Below are 20128 nucleotides of genomic sequence, written 5' to 3'. Positions count from 1 at the left end.
CTCCTTTAAGCGCTGCCCGCGGCACTACCGTGGGAGACGTTGCCCTCCCAGCCAGCGCGCGGATCGAAGCCCGAGTCCCGTTCAGCCTGCGCGTAAGTGCGCAAAGCGCTGGTTGCTGCGCCATCGAGATTCGTTGGCACGGTCACTTGGACCGTAACTAGAAGGTCACCGGACTTGCCGCCACGCTTGGCGACGCCGCGGTTGCGCACGCGCAACGTCCGTCTGTCTGAGGTGCCCGCGGGAACCTTGACACGGACCGGGGAATCGAGGGTCGGCACAGTAATGGTGTCGCCCAACGCCAGTTCGGCGAAGGATACCGGCACGGTGACGTGCAGGTCGTCGCCCTCCCGTGTGAAGACCTTGTCCGGCTTTACCTTGACGGCGACGAAGAGGTCGCCGGCCGGTGTGCCGTTGGGGCCAGCCTCACCCTGGCCCGCCAAGCGGACCTTCTGGCCATCAATGACGCCAGCAGGGATGCGGACGGTAATCGAACGGGTTCGATGGACCGTACCAGAGCCGTTGCAGTCAGTGCAGGGGTCCTCGATCTTCTGGCCCGTGCCGCCACACTCCGTGCATGGCGCGGAGAAGGCGAAGGCCCCGCGGTTTTCGGAGGAAAATCCGGTGCCCTTGCAGTTCTTGCACTGTGAGGTCTTACCGGACTTAGAACCGGAACCGTGACAGGTGGTGCACGGAGCTTCACCCGTGAGTTGCAGAGGAATCGTGGTGCCCTTTGCGGCCTCGCGGAACTCGAGGGTTATTTCCGTTTCGACGTCGGCCCCCCGCGACGGCCGAGCTGTGTGGCCAGCACTACCGCCGCGGTTGAAAACGCCACCGAAGATATCCCCAAAACCGCCGCCTTGAGACGCTCCTCCAGTCGATCGTCCTCCGAAGATGTCGGAGAGGTCGAATTCTTCCGCCGCTCCTTGACCCATGTGCGAAGATCGAAACCCGCCGGGAAAGCCGGCGCCTCCCATCCGTCCAAACCCACCGCCGCTGCGGACCATGGCCTTAAACTGGTCGTATTCCTTGCGCGTCGTGGCGTCGGAAAGCACGTCATAGGCTTCGGCAACACGCTTAAATTTCTCTGCTGCCGCGGGGTTATCGGGGTTAGTGTCCGGGTGATTCTCACGCGCTAGCTTGCGGTAGCTGCGCTTGATCTCTTCTGCTGACGCGGAAGAGGAGACCCCCAGATCCGCATAGTAATCTTTGTCTGCCCATTCGGGTTTAGCGCTCACTGGGCATCCCCTCCTTTCTTGAAACCACCACTGCGGTGGATTTTAGGGGGCTAGAGCTTCTAAAAAAGTTGTTCTAATTCTATTTAAGTGTTCTAAAAGCGGCCAAGAGTCAGTGCGGCCCCGCGCTCCGGGGCTGCCAGCTTCTGGGCTACTGACTGAAATGACGCCAAGGTATAAGACCCTGACGCCACCTCACCCTATTCGGAATCAGATTCCGAGTTCGCGGTATCGCTACCGCCCGTACCGTCCGCGGAAGCGTCGGTCGCGCTAGGTGCATCTGCGATGATCACCATCGCGGTGCGCACCAGCTTCTCGCCGACCTTGTAGCCGCGACGAAGGACAGTTCCCACTGCCTGCTCGCCACCGTTAGACAGATCCTGAACGGCTTCGTGGATCTCTGGGTCGAAGGCATCGCCCTCTGCGCCGAAGGCCACGAGGTTGTTCTTATCCAGCACGCCGATCAGCTTGTCCGCGATTGCCTTCAAAGGACCTGCTTCGAGGTCACCGTGCTGACGTGCGAGTTCTAGGTCATCAAGGATAGGCAGGAATTCTGCCAGGACCTTGGCCTTGGAAGTCTCGATGACAGCTTGACGCTCGCGCTCGGTGCGGCGACGGTAGTTGGTGTACTCCGCGTTCAGACGCTGCAAATCTTCAGTTCGCTCGGCGAGCTGCGCCTCGAGGCCGTTGCCGGTTTCCTCCGCAGCATCGGCGGTGGCATCAGCCTCAGCCTCTGCGGCGGCGTCGTCTTCAGTGACGTCGGCAAGCGCTGCCTCAAGGTCAGCGTCCAAGGTGGGATCGAGTACTGCCTCTTCGGCGGAGTCAGCCTGCGCATCTTGCGCAGCCTGGGCCTCCTGAGCCTCTGCAGCAGCTGCCTCAGCGCGGTCCGCCGAGGTTGCTTCCGGATCGGTGTTGTCCGGGTCGCCTGGGTTTTGCGGCATTCCGCTGTCCTGAGTCATTACTTGTCGCCATCCTTGGTCTCGTCTTCGTCGACTACCTCTGCGTCAACAACGTTTGGGTCGGACTCGGCGCCAGCTGCGGCGCCCTCAGCACCGGCCTCAGCAGCCTGTGCCTCGTAGATCTGCTTGCCCATCTCCTGGGAGACGGTGCCCAGCTTCTCCACTGCGGACTTGATTGCCTCGATGTCGTCGCCCTTCAGCGCCTCATCGACGGCGTCGGCAGCCTCGGTGACCTGGGTCTTAACGTCCTCGGAAACCTTGTCGGAGTTCTCATCCAGGAACTTGCGAGTCTGGTAGGAGGTGGACTCTGCCTGGTTGCGCAGCTCCTGCTCCTCGCGGCGCTTCTTATCCTCTTCGGCGTGTGCCTCAGCGTCCTTGACCATGCGGTCGATCTCCTCCTGGGACAGGCCGGAACCATCCTGAATCTTGATGGTGTTTTCCTTGCCGGTGCCCTTGTCCTTAGCGGAAACGGAGACGATGCCGTTGGCGTCGATGTCGAAGGTGACCTCGATCTGTGGGACGCCGCGCGGTGCCGGAGCGATGCCGCCGAGCTCGAAGGAGCCGAGCAGCTTGTTAGCGGAAGCCATCTCGCGCTCGCCCTGGAAGACCTGGATCTGAACGGAAGGCTGGTTATCTTCCGCGGTAGTGAAGGTCTCGGACTTCTTGGTCGGAATGGTGGTGTTGCGCTCGATGAGCTTGGTCATCACGCCGCCCTTGGTCTCGATGCCGAGGGAAAGCGGGGTGACGTCGAGAAGCAGCACGTCCTTGACCTCGCCGCGCAGAACGCCAGCCTGGAGGGCAGCGCCGACTGCAACGACCTCGTCCGGGTTAACGCCCTTGTTCGGCTCGCGGCCGGTCATTTCCTTGACCAGCTCGGAAACAGCCGGCATACGGGTGGAACCACCAACGAGAACGACGTGGTCAACCTCGGAAAGGGACAGGCCAGCGTCCTTGATGACCTGGTTGAACGGAGCCTTAGTGCGGTCCAGCAGATCCTGGGTGATCTTCTGGAACTCGGTGCGGGACAGGGTCTCATCCAGGAAGAGCGGGTTCTTCTCGGAATCAACGGTGATGTACGGCAGGTTGATGTTTGCGGACTGGGAGGAAGACAGCTCAATCTTTGCCTTCTCAGCAGCCTCACGCAGACGCTGCAGGGCCATCTTGTCCTTGGTCAGGTCGATGCCGTTAGCGGACTTGAACTTCTCAACGAGCCAGTCAACGATGCGCTGATCCCAGTCATCGCCGCCGAGCTGGTTGTCACCAGCGGTTGCCATAACCTCAACGACGCCGTCGCCGATTTCCAGCAGGGAAACGTCGAAGGTGCCGCCGCCTAGGTCGAAGACTAGGATGGTCTGCTCCTGCTCGCCCTTTTCCAGGCCGTAAGCAAGTGCAGCTGCGGTTGGCTCGTTGACGATACGCAGAACGTTCAGGCCCGCAATTTGGCCAGCTTCCTTGGTGGCCTGACGCTGGGAGTCCTCGAAGTATGCCGGGACGGTAATAACAGCATCGGTGACGTCCTCACCGAGGTATGCCTCAGCGTCGCGCTTGAGCTTCATCAGTGTGCGAGCGGAGATCTCCTGCGGGGTGTACTTCTTGTCATCGATGTCGATGGTCCAGTCGGTGCCGATGTGGCGCTTGACGGAACGGATGGTGCGGTCAACGTTGGTAACCGCCTGGTTCTTAGCGGACTGGCCGACGAGGATTTCACCGTTCTTAGCGAAAGCCACGACGGACGGGGTGGTGCGAGAACCCTCGGAGTTAGCAATAACGGTGGCTTCGCCACCTTCCAGCACGGATACAACCGAGTTGGTGGTACCGAGGTCAATGCCTACTGCGCGTCCCATAATCTTTTCTCCTTGCGTGTTGGGGTTTGTTTTAAGTTGATAGTGCGCGACTCAACTTCTGCCGCGTCCAGTCAGCGACTCTAACAGAAGCAACACTCAAAGTCATCCAAACCTGAGCGCCGGTCACTCAATCTACACAACGCGGACAAACTCAAAGTTGTTCCCGATCGACTCAACTTTTTATTTATTGCCAGCACGCTGGGGAAATGAAGCTGCTCAATTGGCGGCTCACCCCACTGGGACGATTGCTGGCTCTCCGTCCGCATTCACAACGCGGACTGCCAAGCCGTAAAGATCCTCGATCAGGGCAGGGTTAATGACATCGCGCGGCGCGCCCGCATCCCACACCGTTCCATCTTTCATCGCCACGACGTAATCGGCATAACGCAACACATGCGCCAAGTCATGAATTACCGCAACCAGGGTCTTGCTACCCGCCAGCTCTTTCATCAACTTCATGAAGGAATGCTGATACCCAATATCCAAGGCACTCGTTGGCTCATCCAAGAAAAGTACAGGCGTTTCCTGTGCGAGAGCCATGGCCAGCCAAGCACGTTGACGCTGACCACCTGACAACGCCGCCACCTCGGCCTCTTCCAATTCCTCAAGGCCTACCTCCGCTAGCGCACGACTAACAGCACGCTCGTCTTCCTGGCTCCTCCACCCCATAAATCCTTGGTGAGCGAAGCGCCCTCGCGCAACCAATTCTCGGACATTAATCCCCTCAGGGGCTACGGATTGCTGCGACATCACAGCAACGCGCTGGGCATATTTTCGCCGCGAGAGTAAAGCTGCGTCTTCTTGGCCAATATGCACCGCACCTGCGCTCGGTGTTTCTAACCGCGCAAGCACCTTCACCAGGGTGGACTTTCCACAACCATTCGGGCCGATGATGGCTGAGAATTTGCCCGCGGGGAAAGACACATCCACCGAGTCGAGAATTAACGGGGCAGTTCTGCCATAGGACATGCTCAGCCTTTCAGCCCTCACGCCCGGCGCACCGTCATACACTTTTTGTTCGTTCATTTTTACCGGCCTTTCACGCGCGCAAATCGGGATTGCCACAACAGCAGACCCGCAAGGTAGATGCCACCAGCACAGACAGTTACAAGGCCGGCGGGCAAAGTAATAGGGAAAAATAGGCGCTGCCCCGCTAAGTCAGCAGCGAGCAAGAAAAGAGCGCCGAGCACTCCTGAAGCCAACACCGGTGTCCTGCCTGGACGCGAGAGTAGGCGAGCCATATGAGGGGCCGCGAGGGCGATAAATGAGATTGGGCCCGCTATCGCCGTCGATACAGCGACAAGAACTGTGCCAACCAGAACCATCACCACACGTGCACGATTCACGTTCAACCCCAACGAACTCGCCGTGCTATCCCCCAGGGCAAGCGCGTCGCACCAGCCACGCAGCAGCAACCCAGCGACGCACGCCACGCCTCCCAGCACCCCCAAGGGGATAACGTAGCCCCAGGACACAGCATTCAATGTTCCAGCCGCCCAAGTCGCCGCACCTAAGGATTGCTCCAACTCGCCGCTTAGAATCAGCCACTTGTTTATTGCTGAAAGAAAGAACGTCACTCCAATCCCCACCACAATCAGCCTTGCTCCCGTGAGCCTTCCGGCAAATGAAAGCCCCATGATGAGTAACGCAGTAACAGTCCCACCCACCAACGCGCCTAGCGCAATATTAAATGCGGAACTAAAGCCCGCCAAGGATACCGCGATGACACCGGTATAGGCACCGGTATTAAACCCGATGATGTCGGGCGAGCCCAGAGGATTGTGGGTGAGGATCTGAAAGATGGCGCCCGCTATGCCCAAACACATTCCTACGACAATCGCGGCAACCACCCGCGGAGCACGCCATTGCCACACGACGGTGGCCGCAAAGTCAGTGCTATTGGGATTCGTAGCCACGGACCACAACGCTGCGCTATCCTGCCCGGCACCAGGCGAGAAGAGCGAATAGGCAGCAATAGCTAGCGCGACGATCACAATACCTGCAAAGGACAAAACACTTCTCACGCTCACAATCACAACCTCCTTCCAGCGCGATGGGACAACGCAATCAATACTGGGGCACCAATGAGCGATACCGCGACGCCAGCCGGCAACTCAGCCGCGGTGAGGAAGCGGCCTACAATATCGGCGCCCAACAAAAGCAAAGGCCCCACCACGGCAGCGGCGACAAGCTGTGCCCGCTCTTCATATACCCCGCACAGCCTGACAACATGCGGGATGACTAATCCAACAAACACAATCACTCCCGCTGCTGCGGTAGCGGTAGCAGCCAACACCGTTACCGCTGCGATAAGTCCCAAGCGCGTCATCTTGAGGTTGATCCCAAGACTCGCCGCGGCTTCATCCCCCAAAGCAAGGGGCGGCAAGTGACGCGCAAAGACAATCAGCAGCACCACACCAACTGCTAACCCGCCGGACGTAATCGCCACCGGTGTCCACGAGGCCACGTCAACAGAGCCCGTCACCCAAGCGCGGATACGTGCGAAAGAGTGAGGATCTACCAGGATGAGAGCTGAAGAAAGGCCCTCACATACCGCCCCGATGGCTACACCTGCAAGAATCAGTCTCAGCGGATCAACATCGCCCGCTCTGCCACGCCCTACAGCGGTGACCACCAACATGGTCACTGCCGCACCGATGATGGCTGCGAGCGAAAAAGCAAAAGGTGATTGCCACCCCCACCAGCCCAGAGCAATGGCCGCGGCCAAGCTAGCGCCAACGTTGATGCCGAAGACTCCGGTATCTGCCAACGGGTTGCGAGTCATAATCTGCAGGACTGCGCCAGCGAGAGCCAAAGCACAGCCCGCACACACGGCAACGAGAGTACGGGGAAGCCGCCTCTCCCACACGATCGAGGAAGCGATACCAGGCTGCCCTCGAAGGGCAGCCAACACGTCACTGAAAGGAATGCTACGCGCCCCCAACGCGAGCGACAGCGCAACACCGATACCGAGAATGGCAATGCCAGCAACCACTAGCCAACCAAGACGCTGGGCACTTCCTTTGCCGGCGTACACCCCCTGCTCAATCACCAACACCACCCAAATACCTTCATATGCTCACGTTTCCTTAGCTCGACCCAATTTAGGTTAGGGTACCTTTTATGTATATTCGAAAGAAAATCGTACCGCGCACCCCACTTCTCCGACTCACCGCTGTTGGTCTTACCGCAGCACTGGCACTCACTGGCTGCGCCAGCCTCGAAAACACCGATTCAAACGCCGACACTTCCACCCCATCCTCCTCAACGGCAGAGAAGAAAACAGGAAAATCCAACTCCGCCGCAGGAAATGACTCCGTGGCAACCGGTGGCGAAGGCTTTGCCGGAGCCAGAGAGAAGACCCGATCCTTCGGCAGCGATGCAGCCCCCGGCCAGTTCCCCCGCACAGTCACGCATGCCCGCGGCACAACCGAGCTCAAAGAAAAGCCCCAACGGATAGTCGTTCTCGAAAGCGGTGAACTCGACTCCGTCCTAGCCCTGGGCATGAAACCCGTCGGCATGACCACATCGAAGGGTCAGAACCCCGTCCCCGATTACATGGCCGACAAAGCAAGTGACATCGAAACGGTAGGCACGGTCCACGAAGTCAATATGGAAAAAATCGCTTCCCTACAGCCCGACCTCATCATCGGCTCGCAGCTGCGCCTGGATAAATACTACGACCAACTCAATTCCATTGCCCCCACTGTTTTCTCGATTCGACCCGGATACACGTGGAAAGAAAACTTCCGACTCATCGGGGAAGCCCTCGGCGAGGAAGAACGCACGGAACAAGTCATGGCCGACTATGACAAGAAAATCGAAGAAGTAAAGAAGGCCATTAAGGACGGGCCGGCTAGCGAAGACACCACCGTCACCATTCTGCGCTTCATGCCAGGCAAGGTACGCCTTTACGGGCGCCTTTCGCTCATTGGAACGGTGCTTGATGACGCCGGCCTCGCCCGCCCCGCCAACCAGGACATCGAAGAGCTCGCTACGGAAATCTCACCGGAGAACATTGACCAAGCGGACGCTGACTACATCTTCTACTGCAGCTACGGCGATCCTTCCGCCACCGGCCAAGACACTGCCATTGCCACTGAAGCTTTCCAGCAGCTTCCAGCGGTCAAAGATGGCCATGCCATCGAGGTCAGTGATGACACGTGGGCTCTCGGCTTAGGACCTCTGGGCGCACAGAAGATCGCTGCTGATCTCGCGGAGTATCTCAGCCACTAACACGGGGGTAGCGACCTCCCCTCAAAACAACACCTGTGGGATTGACTCACCCCAACTTAAGGGGCTAGCTTTCATGTAAGCGAGATGGGTTACACGTCTACGATTTTTGTGCGGCGGGCCATATCAAGGTCACCGATTTCTCGCTAATCAGGCCAGGCCGCTGCCTGGCTGCTCCCCACATACAAGAAGGGTGGTCGCACATGAATGCTCACTTCATTAGGCAGCGTCGTTCTTCCGACCGGCCACCGGTTGTGTACGCCAGCGTTAAATAAGCACCTCTTTTTCACACAGACTGAACGGCACGGCGCAGAGTGTGCGCTCGTGCTGGACTAGAAAGTCTGCAATTTCTGCTTTCCGCAAGGCCGCATCAGTGCGCCTTAAGACCCATAAAGGTTGTAATCCATGACTAACGATGCTCACACCCCCGTGCCCGAATCCACCGACATTGACGCCGCGCTGATCGACGCCGCCGCGGCCCAGGCCCACTCCTGGCTCGCCTCCACCGCCGACGAGCAGGACCCAGCCACCGAACAACTCGCCGACTTATTGCGCAACCCGGACGGAGTAGCCTTCACCATGGACTTCGTCGACCGCGTCATGCGCCCCGAAGATGACAAGGTAGCCGCCCACGCACTGAAGTCCGTTACCACCACCTATGACGCTTCCTTCCTCGGCCTCATCAACGGTTCCCTCGTAGGCCTGGGCGGTTTCTTCGGCCCCATCCTGCCTAACCTGGTCATGCCGCTGGCGCGCATGCGCATGCGCCAGATGGTGGGCCACCTGGTCCTCGACGCCGAGAGCGATGCCCTGAACAAGACCTTGGACAAGGCCGCCGAGTCCGGCGAGCAGCTCAACCTCAACCTCCTCGGTGAGGCCGTACTAGGCGACGACGAAGCGCGCTCCCGCGCCGAGCGCACCCTCAAGCTCATCAAGAACCCGCGCGTAACCTACGTCTCCGTCAAGGCCTCCTCCATGGTGGCCCAGCTCAACCCGTGGGATATCGAGGGCTCCCTGGTCCGCCTCAAGGAGCGCCTGCGCCCGCTGTACGAGGCTGCCGCGCGCCGCCCCGACAAGGTCTTCATCAACCTGGACATGGAGGAATACCACGACCTCCACCTCACGGTGCGCCTGTTCACCGAGCTGCTCAGCGAGCCGGAGTTCATCAACCTCGAGGCAGGCATCGTCCTGCAGGCCTACCTGCCGGATACCTTCGACGCCTTGGCACACCTGGCCGAATTCGCCAAGCAGCGCGTGGCCGAGGGCGGCTCCCACATCAAGATTCGCATCGTCAAAGGCGCGAACCTTTCCATGGAGCACGTCCAGGGTGAAATCCACGGCTGGCCAGCGGCTCCCTATTCCACCAAGGATGAGGTGGACGCCAACTACTACCGCCTGCTCGACTACATCCTGCGCCCCGAATTCGCCGATTGCGTACGCATCGGCGTGGCCACCCACAACCTCTACACCGCGGCGTTTGCCTACAAGCTGGGCACCAAACGCGGTGTCATGCGCATGATGGATTCCGAGATGCTCCAGGGCATGTCCCCAGCCCAGCAGACCGCGGTCCGCGAGGCCTTCGAGGGCCGCCAGATCCTCTACACCCCGGTGGTGCACATGGAGGACTTCGACGTCGCTGTCTCCTACCTGGTGCGCCGCTTGGAGGAGAACTCTGCACCGCAAAACTTCCTCTACGCTCTCTTCGCCCCGGAGGAGCAGGCGCTGAAGGACCAAGAGGAGGTCTTCCGCGAGGCCGTCGAGCAGCGCTGGGATACCTTCGCCGGCCCGCGCCGCACCCAGAACCGCTTGGAGGAGGCCGAGCAGGCAGCCGGCCGCCAAGCACCGCGCACCGGGCGCTTCGCCAACGAGCCGGACACCGATCCAGCTCTGGAAGCTAACCGCGAGTGGGCGCTTAAGGCCCTGGCCACCGACCCGGGTGAGCACGGGGTGGAGGAAGTGACAGAGACTGGGGTCGTCGACAAGCACGTGGCCCGCGCCGCCGAGCTCGGCGCCGAGTGGGGTGCCCGCGCTGCCGAGGACCGCGCCCGCGCGCTCGAGGCCGTGGCCGATGAGCTGGCCAACCGCCGCGGCGAGTTCATTTCCGTCGCCGCCTACGAGGCCAACAAGACCGTCACGCAGACAGACCCGGAAATCTCCGAGGCCATCGACTTCTGCACCTACTACGCGCAGTCCGCGCGCCTGCTGGAGCGCTACTCCGCCGAGTTCACGCCCTACCGCGTAACCGTAGTGACCCCGCCGTGGAACTTCCCGGTGGCCATCCCCACCGGCGGCATTGCGGCGGCTCTCGCTGCGGGTTCCGCCGTCATCATCAAGCCCGCGCCGCAGGTCGTGCACTGCGCGAAGCTGGTCGTGGAGGCTTTCCGCGCCGGCTTGGAGGCACAGGGCCTCGACCCGGATCTGGTCCAGCTCGTCTTCACCGACGAGGGTGACGCCGGCCGCGCGCTGGTCTCCCACGCCGATGTCGACGCCGTCATCCTCACGGGGGCTTCCGACACCGGCAAGCTCTTCCGTTCCTGGAAGCCGGAGCTCAACATCATGGCGGAGACCTCCGGCAAGAACGCGCTCATCATCACCCCGTCCGCGGACCCGGACCTGGCCATCCAGGACCTCTACCTCTCCGCCTTCGGCCACTCTGGACAGAAGTGCTCGGCGTCCTCCCTGGTTATCTTCGTCGGTGCGGCCGGCGAGTCGCAGCGCCTGCGCTCCCAGCTTGTCGACGCCGTCAAGACCCTCATCCCCGGCCCCGGCTATGAGATCACCACGACGATGAACGGCCTCGCCGAAGCCCCGGGCGAGAAGCTGCTGCGCGGCCTGACCCAGCTGGAGCCGGGTGAAAAGTGGCTGGTGAAGCCAAAGAAGCTCAACGAGGAAGGCACCCTGTGGTCGCCGGGTATCCGCGATAACGTGCGCCCCGGTTCCTGGTTCCACGTCAACGAGTGCTTCGGCCCAGTGCTCGGCATCATGCATGCGGAGACCCTGGAGGAGGCCATCGAGTGGCAGAACTCCACCGGTTATGGCCTGACCGGCGGCATCCACACGCTGGATAATGAGGAGATTGACTACTGGCTCGAGCGCGTCGAGGTGGGCAACGCCTACGTCAACCGCGGCATTACCGGCGCGATTGTGCAGCGGCAGTCCTTCGGCGGCTGGAAGCAGTCCGTCATGGGCCCGGGCGCCAAGGCCGGTGGCCCGAACTACGTGGCCCAGTTCGGCACGTGGTCCGAGGGGCCGCTGCGCCCCTTCGACGTGGATATCTCCCAGCCGGTGGCGGCCCAGCTGCGTGCCTTCGGCGAGCTGGGCTTCTCGGAGGAGGATACCGCGTGGCTGTGGCGCGCGGCAGAACTCGACGAACTGGCTTGGCAGCAGGAGTTCGGCCGCAAGCACGACCGCGCAGGCCTGGTCTGCGAGGCCAACGTCTTCCGCTACCGTCCGGTGCTCACCCCGCTACAGGTGCGCATTGCCTCGGACGCCGCGCTTCGCGACGTCTCCCGCCTCGCCCTTGCCGCCACCCGTACCGGCTCCCCAGTGCGCTTCAGCGCCACCCCGGAAAAGGCCGCGGAGCTGCGTGGGCTGGGCTTTAAGGTCGACAGCGTGTCGGCGGATGCCTTCGCCCGCGAGGTCGCAGGGCTGGAATCTGGCCGCGTGCGCGCTGTGGGTTCTGTCGAGGCGGGCGTCTTTGAGGCGGCGGTGGAATCCAACTCCGTGGTCTTGAATCAACCGGTGCTGGCTGATGGCCGCCGCGAGCTGCTGCCCTTCCTCCTTGAACAGGCAGTTTCGGTGACGATGCACCGCTTCGGCATCATCCGCCAGGTAAGCAGCATCCGCGCATAGTTCGTTTCTGCGCTCATATGAGAAGATAGAGCGCATGACAAACAACAATGATGACGGTGCCCGCTCGGGCACGTCCTCCACGGCCTCTGATGCGGCGGCGTCCGCCGCCGCAGAGCAGTCCGCTGCTGCGAAGCCCATTAGCGAAGAAGCCACCCTCCCGGTGTCGAAGACCGATGACAAGTCCCGCGTCCTCGGACGCGATGCCATTTCCTTGGCCAAGGTGTGCCTGGTCTTCATCATCGTGGTGGCGGGCGTTGGCCTGGCCGGCTACCTGCTGAAATTCATCTGGGTAGGCCTGCTGCCGGTCATCTTGGCCATTTTGGTGTGCACGGTGCTCTTCCCCGTGACCAACTGGTTGCGCGCACACAAATTCCCCCGCGCGCTGGCCTCCATCACCACGCTGCTGGGCTTTTTGGCCATCATCGGCGGCGTCTTCGCGGCGATGGCCCCGGTCGTCTCCTCTCAGGGCGCGTCCTTGGTCAATCAGGCTGAAGGCGGCTTGAACAAGCTCGTCGATATGGCCAAGGACCTGCCCTTCGAGATTGATGCGGCAAAGGTCCAGGAAGTCCTCGATGACGCCATCGCCTTCATTAAGGGCCAAGCCTCCCAGATCGCCACCGGCGTGATTTCCGGTGTATCGATGGCCAGTTCCATAGTCATGGCGCTCGTCATCATGCTCTTCGTGGCCTTCTTCATTCTCAAGGATGGCGATAAGTTCCTGCCGTGGCTGCGCACCTATACCGGCTACTCCGCAGGTTGGCACGCCACCGAGCTGCTGACTCGCGTGTGGAATACGCTGTCCGGCTTCATTCAGGCACAAGCAGCCGTCGCGGCTGTCGACGCCATCCTCATCGGCCTCGGCCTCTGGGCCCTACAGGTTCCGCTGGCGCTGGTCATCGGCGTGGTGACCTTCTTCGCCAGCTTCATCCCGGTCATCGGTGCAGTGACCGCGGGTGCTTTGGCCGTCATCATCGCGCTGGTCTCCGATGGGCTGACTAAGGCCTTGCTCGCCTTGGCGCTCATCATCATCGTGCAGCAGGTGGAAGGCAACGTCCTCCAGCCGATGCTGCAGTCCAAGGCCATGGGCCTGCACGCCGCCATGGTGCTGCTCTCCGTTACTGTCGGCTCCGCGCTGGCGGGCATCATCGGCGCCTTCCTGGCCGTCCCGGTCGCAGCCACCGTTGCCGTGGTCTTCCGCTACCACCAGGAGATGGCCAGCCTGCGCGCCGGTGAAATCGAAGCTAAAAAAATTAAGATTTCCACGGCCGAAGGCCACGAGGACGTCATGGAGCTCTACGAGAACCTAGAGGCCAGCAGCGCCCGCTAGCCACACAACCGGCGCATGGTTCGAGTTCTCTCGGCCATGCAACTGCCCTAGTTGCCAAACTTCTGCCCCGCCACCCGAGGCGGGAGCACTGGTTTTGGCAACTAGGGCACTTTCCGTATGTGGGGCCTAATCCGCGGACACCGTGCCGAAGGCCACGGCCAGCTCCTCCGCCGCGCGGTCGAGCACCGAAGCCCACGAGCCGTAGGATTCTTCGTTTGCGGTGTCCGAAACCTGCTTGAGCAGCGTGCACGGTACACCGAACTTTCGACACACCGCCGCGATGGCGTAGCCCTCCATGTCGCACAGCGCGGAATCCTGGGCAAGGCGCGTGCGGGTCGGGGTATCCGAGATGAAGGAATCACCCGTCGCCAGCGTGGCGGTCGGCAGCTTTCCGGAGGTCTCGAGCTCGATGACCTCGGGAAGGAGATAGCGGGAAACATCGCTGAGCACTTCTAGGTGGAAGTCGTGCTTGCGCACGTGGGAGACCTCGAAAACGCCTGAGAGATCGTCGCGAAGCGCGCCCGCAGTACCGATGTTGACGACTCGCTCCGGCAGCTGCTCTGCCGAGGCCAGTACCGCGGTCAGCTCGATGGCGGCGGGTACCGTACCAATACCCGTGATGAGCAGCGGCGCTCCTGCGGGAACGTGCGCGGCTTCAGCATCCACGGCGGCGACGAACAGTGTACGACCAGACAGATTTTCCATGCCTGCGAGACTACCCGCTGTCCCGAGGAATGCTCTCCACAACTCTGTTCTGAGCGGAGCGGTCACTTGTAGGGTCTGGAACCACACCGAGACCTCAGAAAGGAGAACACGATGTTCACACCACGAGTTTTCGCCGGAGCTGCACTCCTGTGCATGCCGCTCATCGCCTGCGCCACCCCTGAAGAAGCCCAGGCCAACCCCGTAGTCTGCGAGGCCGGTAATGCCCAGGCAGCCTTTGATGACAACGTTGCCCACGTTCCTCAATGGCATGGCCACGAATGGACGCTAGTTGATTCCTCCCACTTCGATCCTTGCGCAGCCTTAAGCTGGCAGACCATCTCCATCGAGGGAGCCACGGCCTCCTCGCCGCACCACATCATGCTCTTCCACTATGGGGAGTACCTCGGCACCGCCACCGCTGAGCCTTATGGTTTCTTCCCCGACGTCGAGCAGGTCAATCACAACGAGATTTCCGTGACCTACCACTGGCTACAAGATGGCGACGCCAATGCCGCACCGACGGGTACGTCAAAGGCCAACTTCCGCTGGGATGAAGCCCAGAACAAAGTCATCATGAGCGGCGACGTTCCGCCTGGCTAAGATGAACCGTGCGTCTCAAGGTGAGGCGCACATTCTATGGAAGGAACACCCATGCTCCGGTCTGCTTCTGCCTTCGTGGGCGCTGCACTCATGTGCCTCCCCCTCGCCGCCTGTTCCCAGGACGAGCAGGGCGAGGCGGACACCCCATGTTTAGCGCGGTCCGCAACAGCCCGATGAGCGTTGCTGCCGAAAGTCCCAGGGAAGAGGCCGCCAGCCCGGAGCCAACGAGCAACCAGGCACCTGCCCCGAAGACCGAAGAAGCAGAATCCTGCGAGGATATTGACGCTGAAGAGGCCTATCAATCAGGCATCGGCACCATCGCACCGTGGAATGGCTTCGGTTGGGGGCGGCCTTCCTCCTCAGAGTTCGACCCCTGCGCGGATTTGAGCTGGCTAATCATCGCGATCGAGGGTGCCACGGCCTCCTCACCGCACCACATCATGCTCTTCCACAAGGGCGAATATCTCGGCACCGCGACCGCCGAGCCTTATGGTTTCTTCCCCACCATCGAGCGCGTGAATGACGCCGAGATCGCCGTGACCTACCACTGGGCCCGCGAGGGCGAAACCACCGCCGGGCGCACCGGCGAGACGCACGCAAGCTTCCGCTGGGATGAAGGCCAGCAAAAGGTGATCATGAGCGGCGATGTCCCGCCCGTATAAAACCCTGTCTCACAGGGACAAGACGGCTAAAGTGTGACACGGCTTCCTGGGGAAGCCGTGTCCGTCGCCCCGTCTTAAAGGAGTTCCCTGCGTGACTAATAGCAACCCTTGGACCCCGCCAAACAACGAGGACCCGGAACGTCCTGCGCGCCCGGGAAGCATCCTTATCATCGCCCTTATCGTGCTCCTTTGCGGTCATTGCGGGTGTCACGTAGTTTCTGATGTCACGCTCATCCTCTGAAACCACGGAGCACGAGGCCCGCTTTACGCAGGTGGCCCCAAACACCACCACAAGTGCTGAGTCCGGCTCAACAAGCAGTGAAACCCGCACTACAAGCGTTGAGACGAGCACTACGAAACCTGTGACGTCTAAGAACACACCTCAGGACAGGTGCGGTACAGCAGCTGAGAAGACCAGGGACGGTATTTCTCGCCCGATGACGCTGTTGTGCAACGACGATTGGCTCTACCTCGCCACGGAGAACAGCCCCTCCTTTTATCTCTTCACTTGGGGCGGCACGGAGTAGACTTCCTATAAGAACGACGATGTCGATGACACCTCATCAATTTAGTGCTGGGATGCTGACCACCTCAAGGCCGACAACGCCCCGACACAAATCACCGACGACATCCCTCTCTGCGCAGACAGCACTGAGAAGGTAGAAGCTCAGGAAATTTGCGATGGTCGCTACATCCTCATCGTGGACTCCCTCCTCGTCCCTTATGGCGCGTCACCGCAATCCGAGATCGACCGCGTGAAGTCCCACTACGCCGGGGTCAACATCATGCCCGGAACGGCGTGCAGCTCGCTGCGTTCGGAACACGAAGGAAAGCAGGTCTATGCGGCGTATTACGACGCCGGCCACAGCGTGGATGAGGTTTGTAAACTCAAAGCGCGGTACAGTGGCAACGCCCGTTCACTCAATAACGATGCAGATTTCAGCGACCCCTGCTAACCCCTCGAAAGGACTTTTTCGCCTCGTGGCACACTACAACCTCTATAACTCCCTCAACCTTGACCCTTCCGCTGATTCCGCGACTTTGGCCTCGGAGATTGAGCGCCGCCTTTCCGCGACGGACCCGTCCAACGCCGCGTTTTACGACGAACTCTCCACCGCCCACAGCATCTTCTCCCGCCAGGACCGCCGCGAGCAGTATGACCGAGCACTCGCGGATCCCTTCGGCCCCGAGGTGGATGTCGCCCGCATCCGTGAGATCGCCAACTCCGGCTCGGGCGTGCAGCTCATGCCGCAGCCTTCGAGCGCCCAGGCTTCCGGCTCCTCCAGCTTCAACGTTGATTTCTCCTTCCCCGTGGAGCCCTCCCGTCAGCGTGCCCAGTCGATTCAGTGGTGCATCGTGTGGGGTCTGCTGGCCTTCATGTGGATCATTTCCACCATTCGCGGCCTCGGTGCCCTCGCGGAGTTCGGCAACGCTAGCGGATACGAGCTCCTCTACGGCGCTGATACCTACGTCGAGGAGGCCAGCTCCGCCGGCGCCTTCTTCTTCATGGTCGCCGGCGGTACCCCGGTTTATCTGATGATTGCGGAATTCATCTGGTCCTTGCGCAAGACCATGGGGCGCAAGCAGGCCGAAAAACCGCCTACAACGCCACAACCCGCGGCCATAAAGCCGCGGGTTAAGGGGTATTAGCGCAGGCGCTGGCCTACAAAGCCTGCTGCCAGCGTGTTGCCGCTGGACTGATCGATGAGCAGGAAATTGCCCACCGCGCCGCGAGCGGCGTAGTCCTCCACGGGAAGCTCCGCTTGGGTCTGGACGGTAATGAACGCAATGTCATTGAGGGCTGCTGATTCCGGTGCCTCAACATCGGCCACGCCATCGAGGTCGAGGATGCGCTCCACCGACGCCACGCGGGCCTTGACCAGCGCGGCACCATAACGCAGCTTCACCATCTGTCCCGCGCGCAGCTCCTTGTCCGTGAGGACCACCGCGGTGGCGGCGAATTCGCGCACCTCCTCCGGGCGTTGCGTCCCGGCGATGAGGTCGCCGCGAGCCAAGTCGATGTCATCGGCCAGCCGCAGAACCACGGAGTCGCCGGCGCGCGCGGCCTCACCTGAGTCAAGCGGACCATCGGCGGTATCAATCGCGGTGACGGTCGAGGTGCGCCCGCCCGGCAGGGTCACCTCATCCCCCACCGCCACGTGCCCGGCCTTCACGCGGCCGGCATATCCGCGGTAGTCAGAGGCGTGCTCGCGGATGACGTACTGGATAGGGAAACGGAAGTCCAAGTCATCGGCGCGGCCGGTGGCCACGGGGACGGTCTCGTGAACCTCGAGGACGGTCGGGCCGGTGTACCACTCCATGGTGGCGGAGCGCTCGACCACGTTATCGCCTTTGAGCGCGGAAATCGGCACGACGGTGGTATCGGTGATGTCTAAGCGCGCGGCGATCCGGTTGAACTCCGCCTCAATCGCGCGGAACGTCGCCTCATCATAATCCACCAGGTCAATCTTGTTGACTGCAAGAATCACGTGGCGCACGCCCAGCAGCGCAGCCACGTTCAGGTGGCGACGCGTCTGCTCGACGACGCCGTGGCGGGCGTCGATAAGCAGCACCACTGCCTGGGAGGTGGACATGCCGGTGACCGTGTTGCGCGTGTACTGCACATGGCCCGGGGTATCCGCCAAGATGAAGGTGCGCTTGTCCGTCGCAAAGTAGCGGTAGGCCACATCGATCGTGATGCCCTGCTCGCGCTCGGCACGCAGGCCGTCGACAAGCAAGCTCAAATCCATGCCGTCGAAACCGCGGTCCGCCGAGGAGCGTTCCATGGATTCTACCTGGTCCGCCAGCACAGACTTGGTGTCATAAAGAAGGCGGCCAACGAAGGTGGACTTACCGTCGTCCACAGAACCCGCAGTGCACAGGCGCAGTGTCTCGCGGGTGGTGAGGCGTTCGACGAGTGAAGAATTAGTCATCAGAAGTAGCCTTCCTTCTTGCGGTCTTCCATGGCGGATTCAGAAAGTTTGTCATCCGCGCGGGTGGCACCGCGCTCGGACAGAGTGGAAACGGAAATCTCCGCCAGGATTTCCTCCGGGGTCGAGGCCGTGGATTCCACGGCGCCAGTGCAGGACATATCGCCCACGGTGCGATAGCGCACGGTCTTCTTTTTAAGCTCCTCGCCCTCGCGCGGGCCATCCCACTCGCCTGGGCACAGCCACATTCCGTTGCGGTTGAACACCTCGCGCTGGTGGGAGTAATAAATGGAAGGAAGCTGCAGGTTGCGGGCGCCGATGTACTCCCAGATATCGGACTCGGTCCAGTTGGAGATTGGGAAAACGCGCACGTTCTCACCGGCCATCTTGCCGCCGTTGTAGAGATCCCACAGCTCTGGGCGCTGGCGGCGCGGATCCCAGCCGCCAAAGGAATCGCGGATGGAGAAGATGCGTTCCTTCGCGCGTGCCCGCTCCTCGTCGCGGCGGGCGCCGCCCAGCACGGCGTCGTACTGGCGCTGCGCGATGGTTTCAACCAGCGGCACCGACTGCAGCGGATTGCGCGTACCATCAGGGCGTTCCTGCAGCTCGCCGCGGTCAATCCAATCCTGCACCTTAGCCACGTGCAGGCGCGCACCGGTCTCAGCAACCAGGCGGTCACGGAATTCGATGACCTCCGGGAAGTTATGCCCGGTATCAACGTGCAAAAGCTCGAAAGGCACCACCGCCGGCGCAAAGGCACGGCGCGCCAATTCGAAGACCACCACGGAATCCTTGCCGCCGGAGAAAAGCAGGGCGACCTTATCGAACTGGCCCGCTACCTCGCGCAGGATGTGGATGGACTCATTTTCTAAGTCCTTTAAGTGAGGCGAAAGTGTGTTTTTCTGTGTCATTCGTGCAACCCGCATTCTGTCTTGCCGTCTCCAAAAAACCTGCCTGAACGAGCGTCCTCGCCCTTACCCACCGGGAAGGTCAAAGGCGCACAGCCGATAGAGCGATAGCCTTTCAGCGTCAAGGGATGGATAATCAGATCATTGTCCGCGATATAGCGATCGGTATCTGCCAAATCCCAGGTAATCATCGGCGAAATCTTTAACCTTCCGTGCTGATCCAAGCTCAGCGCCGGGGCCGTGGCGCGATGTTCAGAATCCGCGCGGCGCAGACCGGTCACCCAACCAACGTATGGGTCCATCGCCATGTTCAGCGGTTCCACTTTGCGCATACGGTTATATGCGCTGGTATCACGTGCGTAGAGCCGCGGACCATAGATTTCGTCCTGTTCCTCCGGGCTCAGCAGCGGTTTCACGCGGACTAGGGGGAGGTCCGCATAGCGCTCCTCAACCTCGTTGGCGACAGCCAGCGTCTCCGGGAAGTGCCAGCCAGTGTCGATGAAGAGCAGGTCTGCGTCCAGCTGTGCGCGGTGCGCGAGCTCCGCCAGCACCGTGTTTTCCATCGACATCGTCACTGCCAGCCGGCCCGGCGCGTGCTTTGCGGCCCACGCCATGATGTTTTCGGCGGATTCTGCATAGAGCTTGTCCGCCCATTCATCGACAAGGCGCTCGTTTTTCGCGGCAATATCTTGGTTGAGCGGCGCGGTATCGCGCGTTCCTTCCGGGCTAATGCTGGGGTCGCGGTAGGGCTTGTCGCCGTCCAGCAGGTTTAACGATTGGGTCATGCCGACTCACTTTAGGCAAGGCGGCGCATTCGTGCAGCATAAGTTGCGCGCTGAGCACGCGAATAGGCCGATGAGCTTGGGGCAATGTAAG

19 protein-coding genes are annotated in these 20128 nt (G+C 61.2%); 9 read left to right on the top strand and 10 right to left on the bottom strand.

From position 1 onward, the window contains the following. Positions 1-5 precede the first annotated feature (5 nt). From dnaJ to HMPREF3148_RS11980, 6 genes are all read right to left on the bottom strand, one after another. On the bottom strand, positions 6-1235 hold the full coding sequence (gene dnaJ, locus HMPREF3148_RS12005) for a molecular chaperone DnaJ (RefSeq protein ID WP_049151382.1): 1230 nt from the start codon (positions 1233-1235) through the stop codon (positions 6-8). 197 nt (positions 1236-1432) lie between these two features. Then, positions 1433-2191, bottom strand: a complete 759-nt coding sequence (grpE, locus tag HMPREF3148_RS12000; protein WP_049151381.1) for a nucleotide exchange factor GrpE — start codon at positions 2189-2191, stop codon at positions 1433-1435. Then, complete coding sequence (dnaK, locus tag HMPREF3148_RS11995) at positions 2191-4035, bottom strand: molecular chaperone DnaK (RefSeq protein WP_049147158.1); 1845 nt, start codon at positions 4033-4035, stop codon at positions 2191-2193. The genes grpE and dnaK overlap by 1 nt, the downstream gene beginning before the upstream one ends. A 228-nt stretch (positions 4036-4263) precedes the next feature. Next, on the bottom strand, positions 4264-5061 hold the full coding sequence (locus HMPREF3148_RS11990) for an ABC transporter ATP-binding protein (protein ID WP_034657089.1): 798 nt from the start codon (positions 5059-5061) through the stop codon (positions 4264-4266). A 2-nt stretch (positions 5062-5063) separates the two neighbouring features. Then, positions 5064-6065 (bottom strand): FecCD family ABC transporter permease, encoded by a 1002-nt coding sequence (locus HMPREF3148_RS11985; protein WP_012715333.1) that lies wholly within the window; start codon positions 6063-6065, stop codon positions 5064-5066. Between the two features lie 2 nt (positions 6066-6067). Continuing rightward, on the bottom strand, positions 6068-7096 hold the full coding sequence (locus tag HMPREF3148_RS11980) for a FecCD family ABC transporter permease (protein ID WP_239294907.1): 1029 nt from the start codon (positions 7094-7096) through the stop codon (positions 6068-6070). A gap of 62 nt (positions 7097-7158) precedes the next feature. Here HMPREF3148_RS11980 and HMPREF3148_RS11975 point away from each other — a divergent pair, with 62 nt between their 5' ends. From HMPREF3148_RS11975 to HMPREF3148_RS11965, 3 genes are all read left to right on the top strand, one after another. Beyond that, positions 7159-8271: an ABC transporter substrate-binding protein gene (locus HMPREF3148_RS11975; RefSeq protein ID WP_005529719.1), complete on the top strand. Its 1113-nt coding sequence runs from the start codon at positions 7159-7161 to the stop codon at positions 8269-8271. 402 nt (positions 8272-8673) lie between these two features. Next, positions 8674-12120 (top strand): bifunctional proline dehydrogenase/L-glutamate gamma-semialdehyde dehydrogenase, encoded by a 3447-nt coding sequence (locus HMPREF3148_RS11970; RefSeq protein WP_070509212.1) that lies wholly within the window; start codon positions 8674-8676, stop codon positions 12118-12120. A gap of 34 nt (positions 12121-12154) precedes the next feature. After that, positions 12155-13447: an AI-2E family transporter gene (locus tag HMPREF3148_RS11965; protein ID WP_172954282.1), complete on the top strand. Its 1293-nt coding sequence runs from the start codon at positions 12155-12157 to the stop codon at positions 13445-13447. Positions 13448-13573: 126 nt separating this feature from the next. Here HMPREF3148_RS11965 and HMPREF3148_RS11960 read toward each other — a convergent pair whose 3' ends face one another. Continuing rightward, positions 13574-14152, bottom strand: a complete 579-nt coding sequence (locus HMPREF3148_RS11960; protein WP_049062291.1) for a nucleosidase — start codon at positions 14150-14152, stop codon at positions 13574-13576. 111 nt (positions 14153-14263) lie between these two features. On the opposite strand from HMPREF3148_RS11960, the gene HMPREF3148_RS11955 reads away from it, so the two are divergent. The 6 genes from HMPREF3148_RS11955 (at position 14264) to HMPREF3148_RS11940 (ending at position 17064) form a co-directional block, all read left to right on the top strand. Beyond that, on the top strand, positions 14264-14752 hold the full coding sequence (locus HMPREF3148_RS11955; RefSeq protein ID WP_049062290.1) for an LppP/LprE family lipoprotein: 489 nt from the start codon (positions 14264-14266) through the stop codon (positions 14750-14752). Between the two features lie 146 nt (positions 14753-14898). After that, positions 14899-15414, top strand: coding sequence for an LppP/LprE family lipoprotein (locus HMPREF3148_RS11950; protein WP_049062289.1), 516 nt, complete (start codon positions 14899-14901; stop codon positions 15412-15414). Between the two features lie 91 nt (positions 15415-15505). After that, entirely contained in the window at positions 15506-15655 is a 150-nt protein-coding gene (locus tag HMPREF3148_RS13750) for a hypothetical protein (RefSeq protein ID WP_153246193.1), read from the top strand. Beyond that, positions 15636-15941 carry a hypothetical protein gene (locus tag HMPREF3148_RS13590; RefSeq protein ID WP_129720776.1) on the top strand — a complete coding sequence of 102 codons (306 nt, stop codon included), beginning with the start codon at positions 15636-15638 and terminating at the stop codon, positions 15939-15941. Before HMPREF3148_RS13750 ends, HMPREF3148_RS13590 begins: the two co-directional genes overlap by 20 nt. A 174-nt stretch (positions 15942-16115) precedes the next feature. Next, on the top strand, positions 16116-16370 hold the full coding sequence (locus HMPREF3148_RS11945; RefSeq protein WP_049062288.1) for a hypothetical protein: 255 nt from the start codon (positions 16116-16118) through the stop codon (positions 16368-16370). 25 nt (positions 16371-16395) lie between these two features. Next, positions 16396-17064, top strand: a complete 669-nt coding sequence (locus tag HMPREF3148_RS11940; protein WP_070509210.1) for a hypothetical protein — start codon at positions 16396-16398, stop codon at positions 17062-17064. On the opposite strand, the gene HMPREF3148_RS11935 is transcribed toward HMPREF3148_RS11940, so the two are convergent. From HMPREF3148_RS11935 to HMPREF3148_RS11925, 3 genes are read right to left on the bottom strand one after another with little or no spacing between them, the layout of a single operon-like run. Beyond that, complete coding sequence (locus tag HMPREF3148_RS11935; protein WP_049062286.1) at positions 17061-18347, bottom strand: sulfate adenylyltransferase subunit 1; 1287 nt, start codon at positions 18345-18347, stop codon at positions 17061-17063. The two genes, HMPREF3148_RS11940 and HMPREF3148_RS11935, sit on opposite strands and share 4 nt — an antisense overlap. Further along, on the bottom strand, positions 18347-19255 hold the full coding sequence (gene cysD / locus HMPREF3148_RS11930) for a sulfate adenylyltransferase subunit CysD (protein WP_049151376.1): 909 nt from the start codon (positions 19253-19255) through the stop codon (positions 18347-18349). Before cysD ends, HMPREF3148_RS11935 begins: the two co-directional genes overlap by 1 nt. Next, positions 19252-20037, bottom strand: a complete 786-nt coding sequence (locus HMPREF3148_RS11925; protein ID WP_049151375.1) for a phosphoadenylyl-sulfate reductase — start codon at positions 20035-20037, stop codon at positions 19252-19254. Before HMPREF3148_RS11925 ends, cysD begins: the two co-directional genes overlap by 4 nt. Positions 20038-20128: the final 91 nt, after the last annotated feature.

Origin of the sequence: Corynebacterium sp. HMSC05D08 (genome assembly GCF_001807215.1) — a bacterium.
In the GTDB taxonomy this organism is placed as follows: Bacteria; Actinomycetota; Actinomycetes; order Mycobacteriales; family Mycobacteriaceae; genus Corynebacterium; species Corynebacterium striatum.
This window is presented reverse-complemented; position numbering and strand designations above follow the sequence as displayed.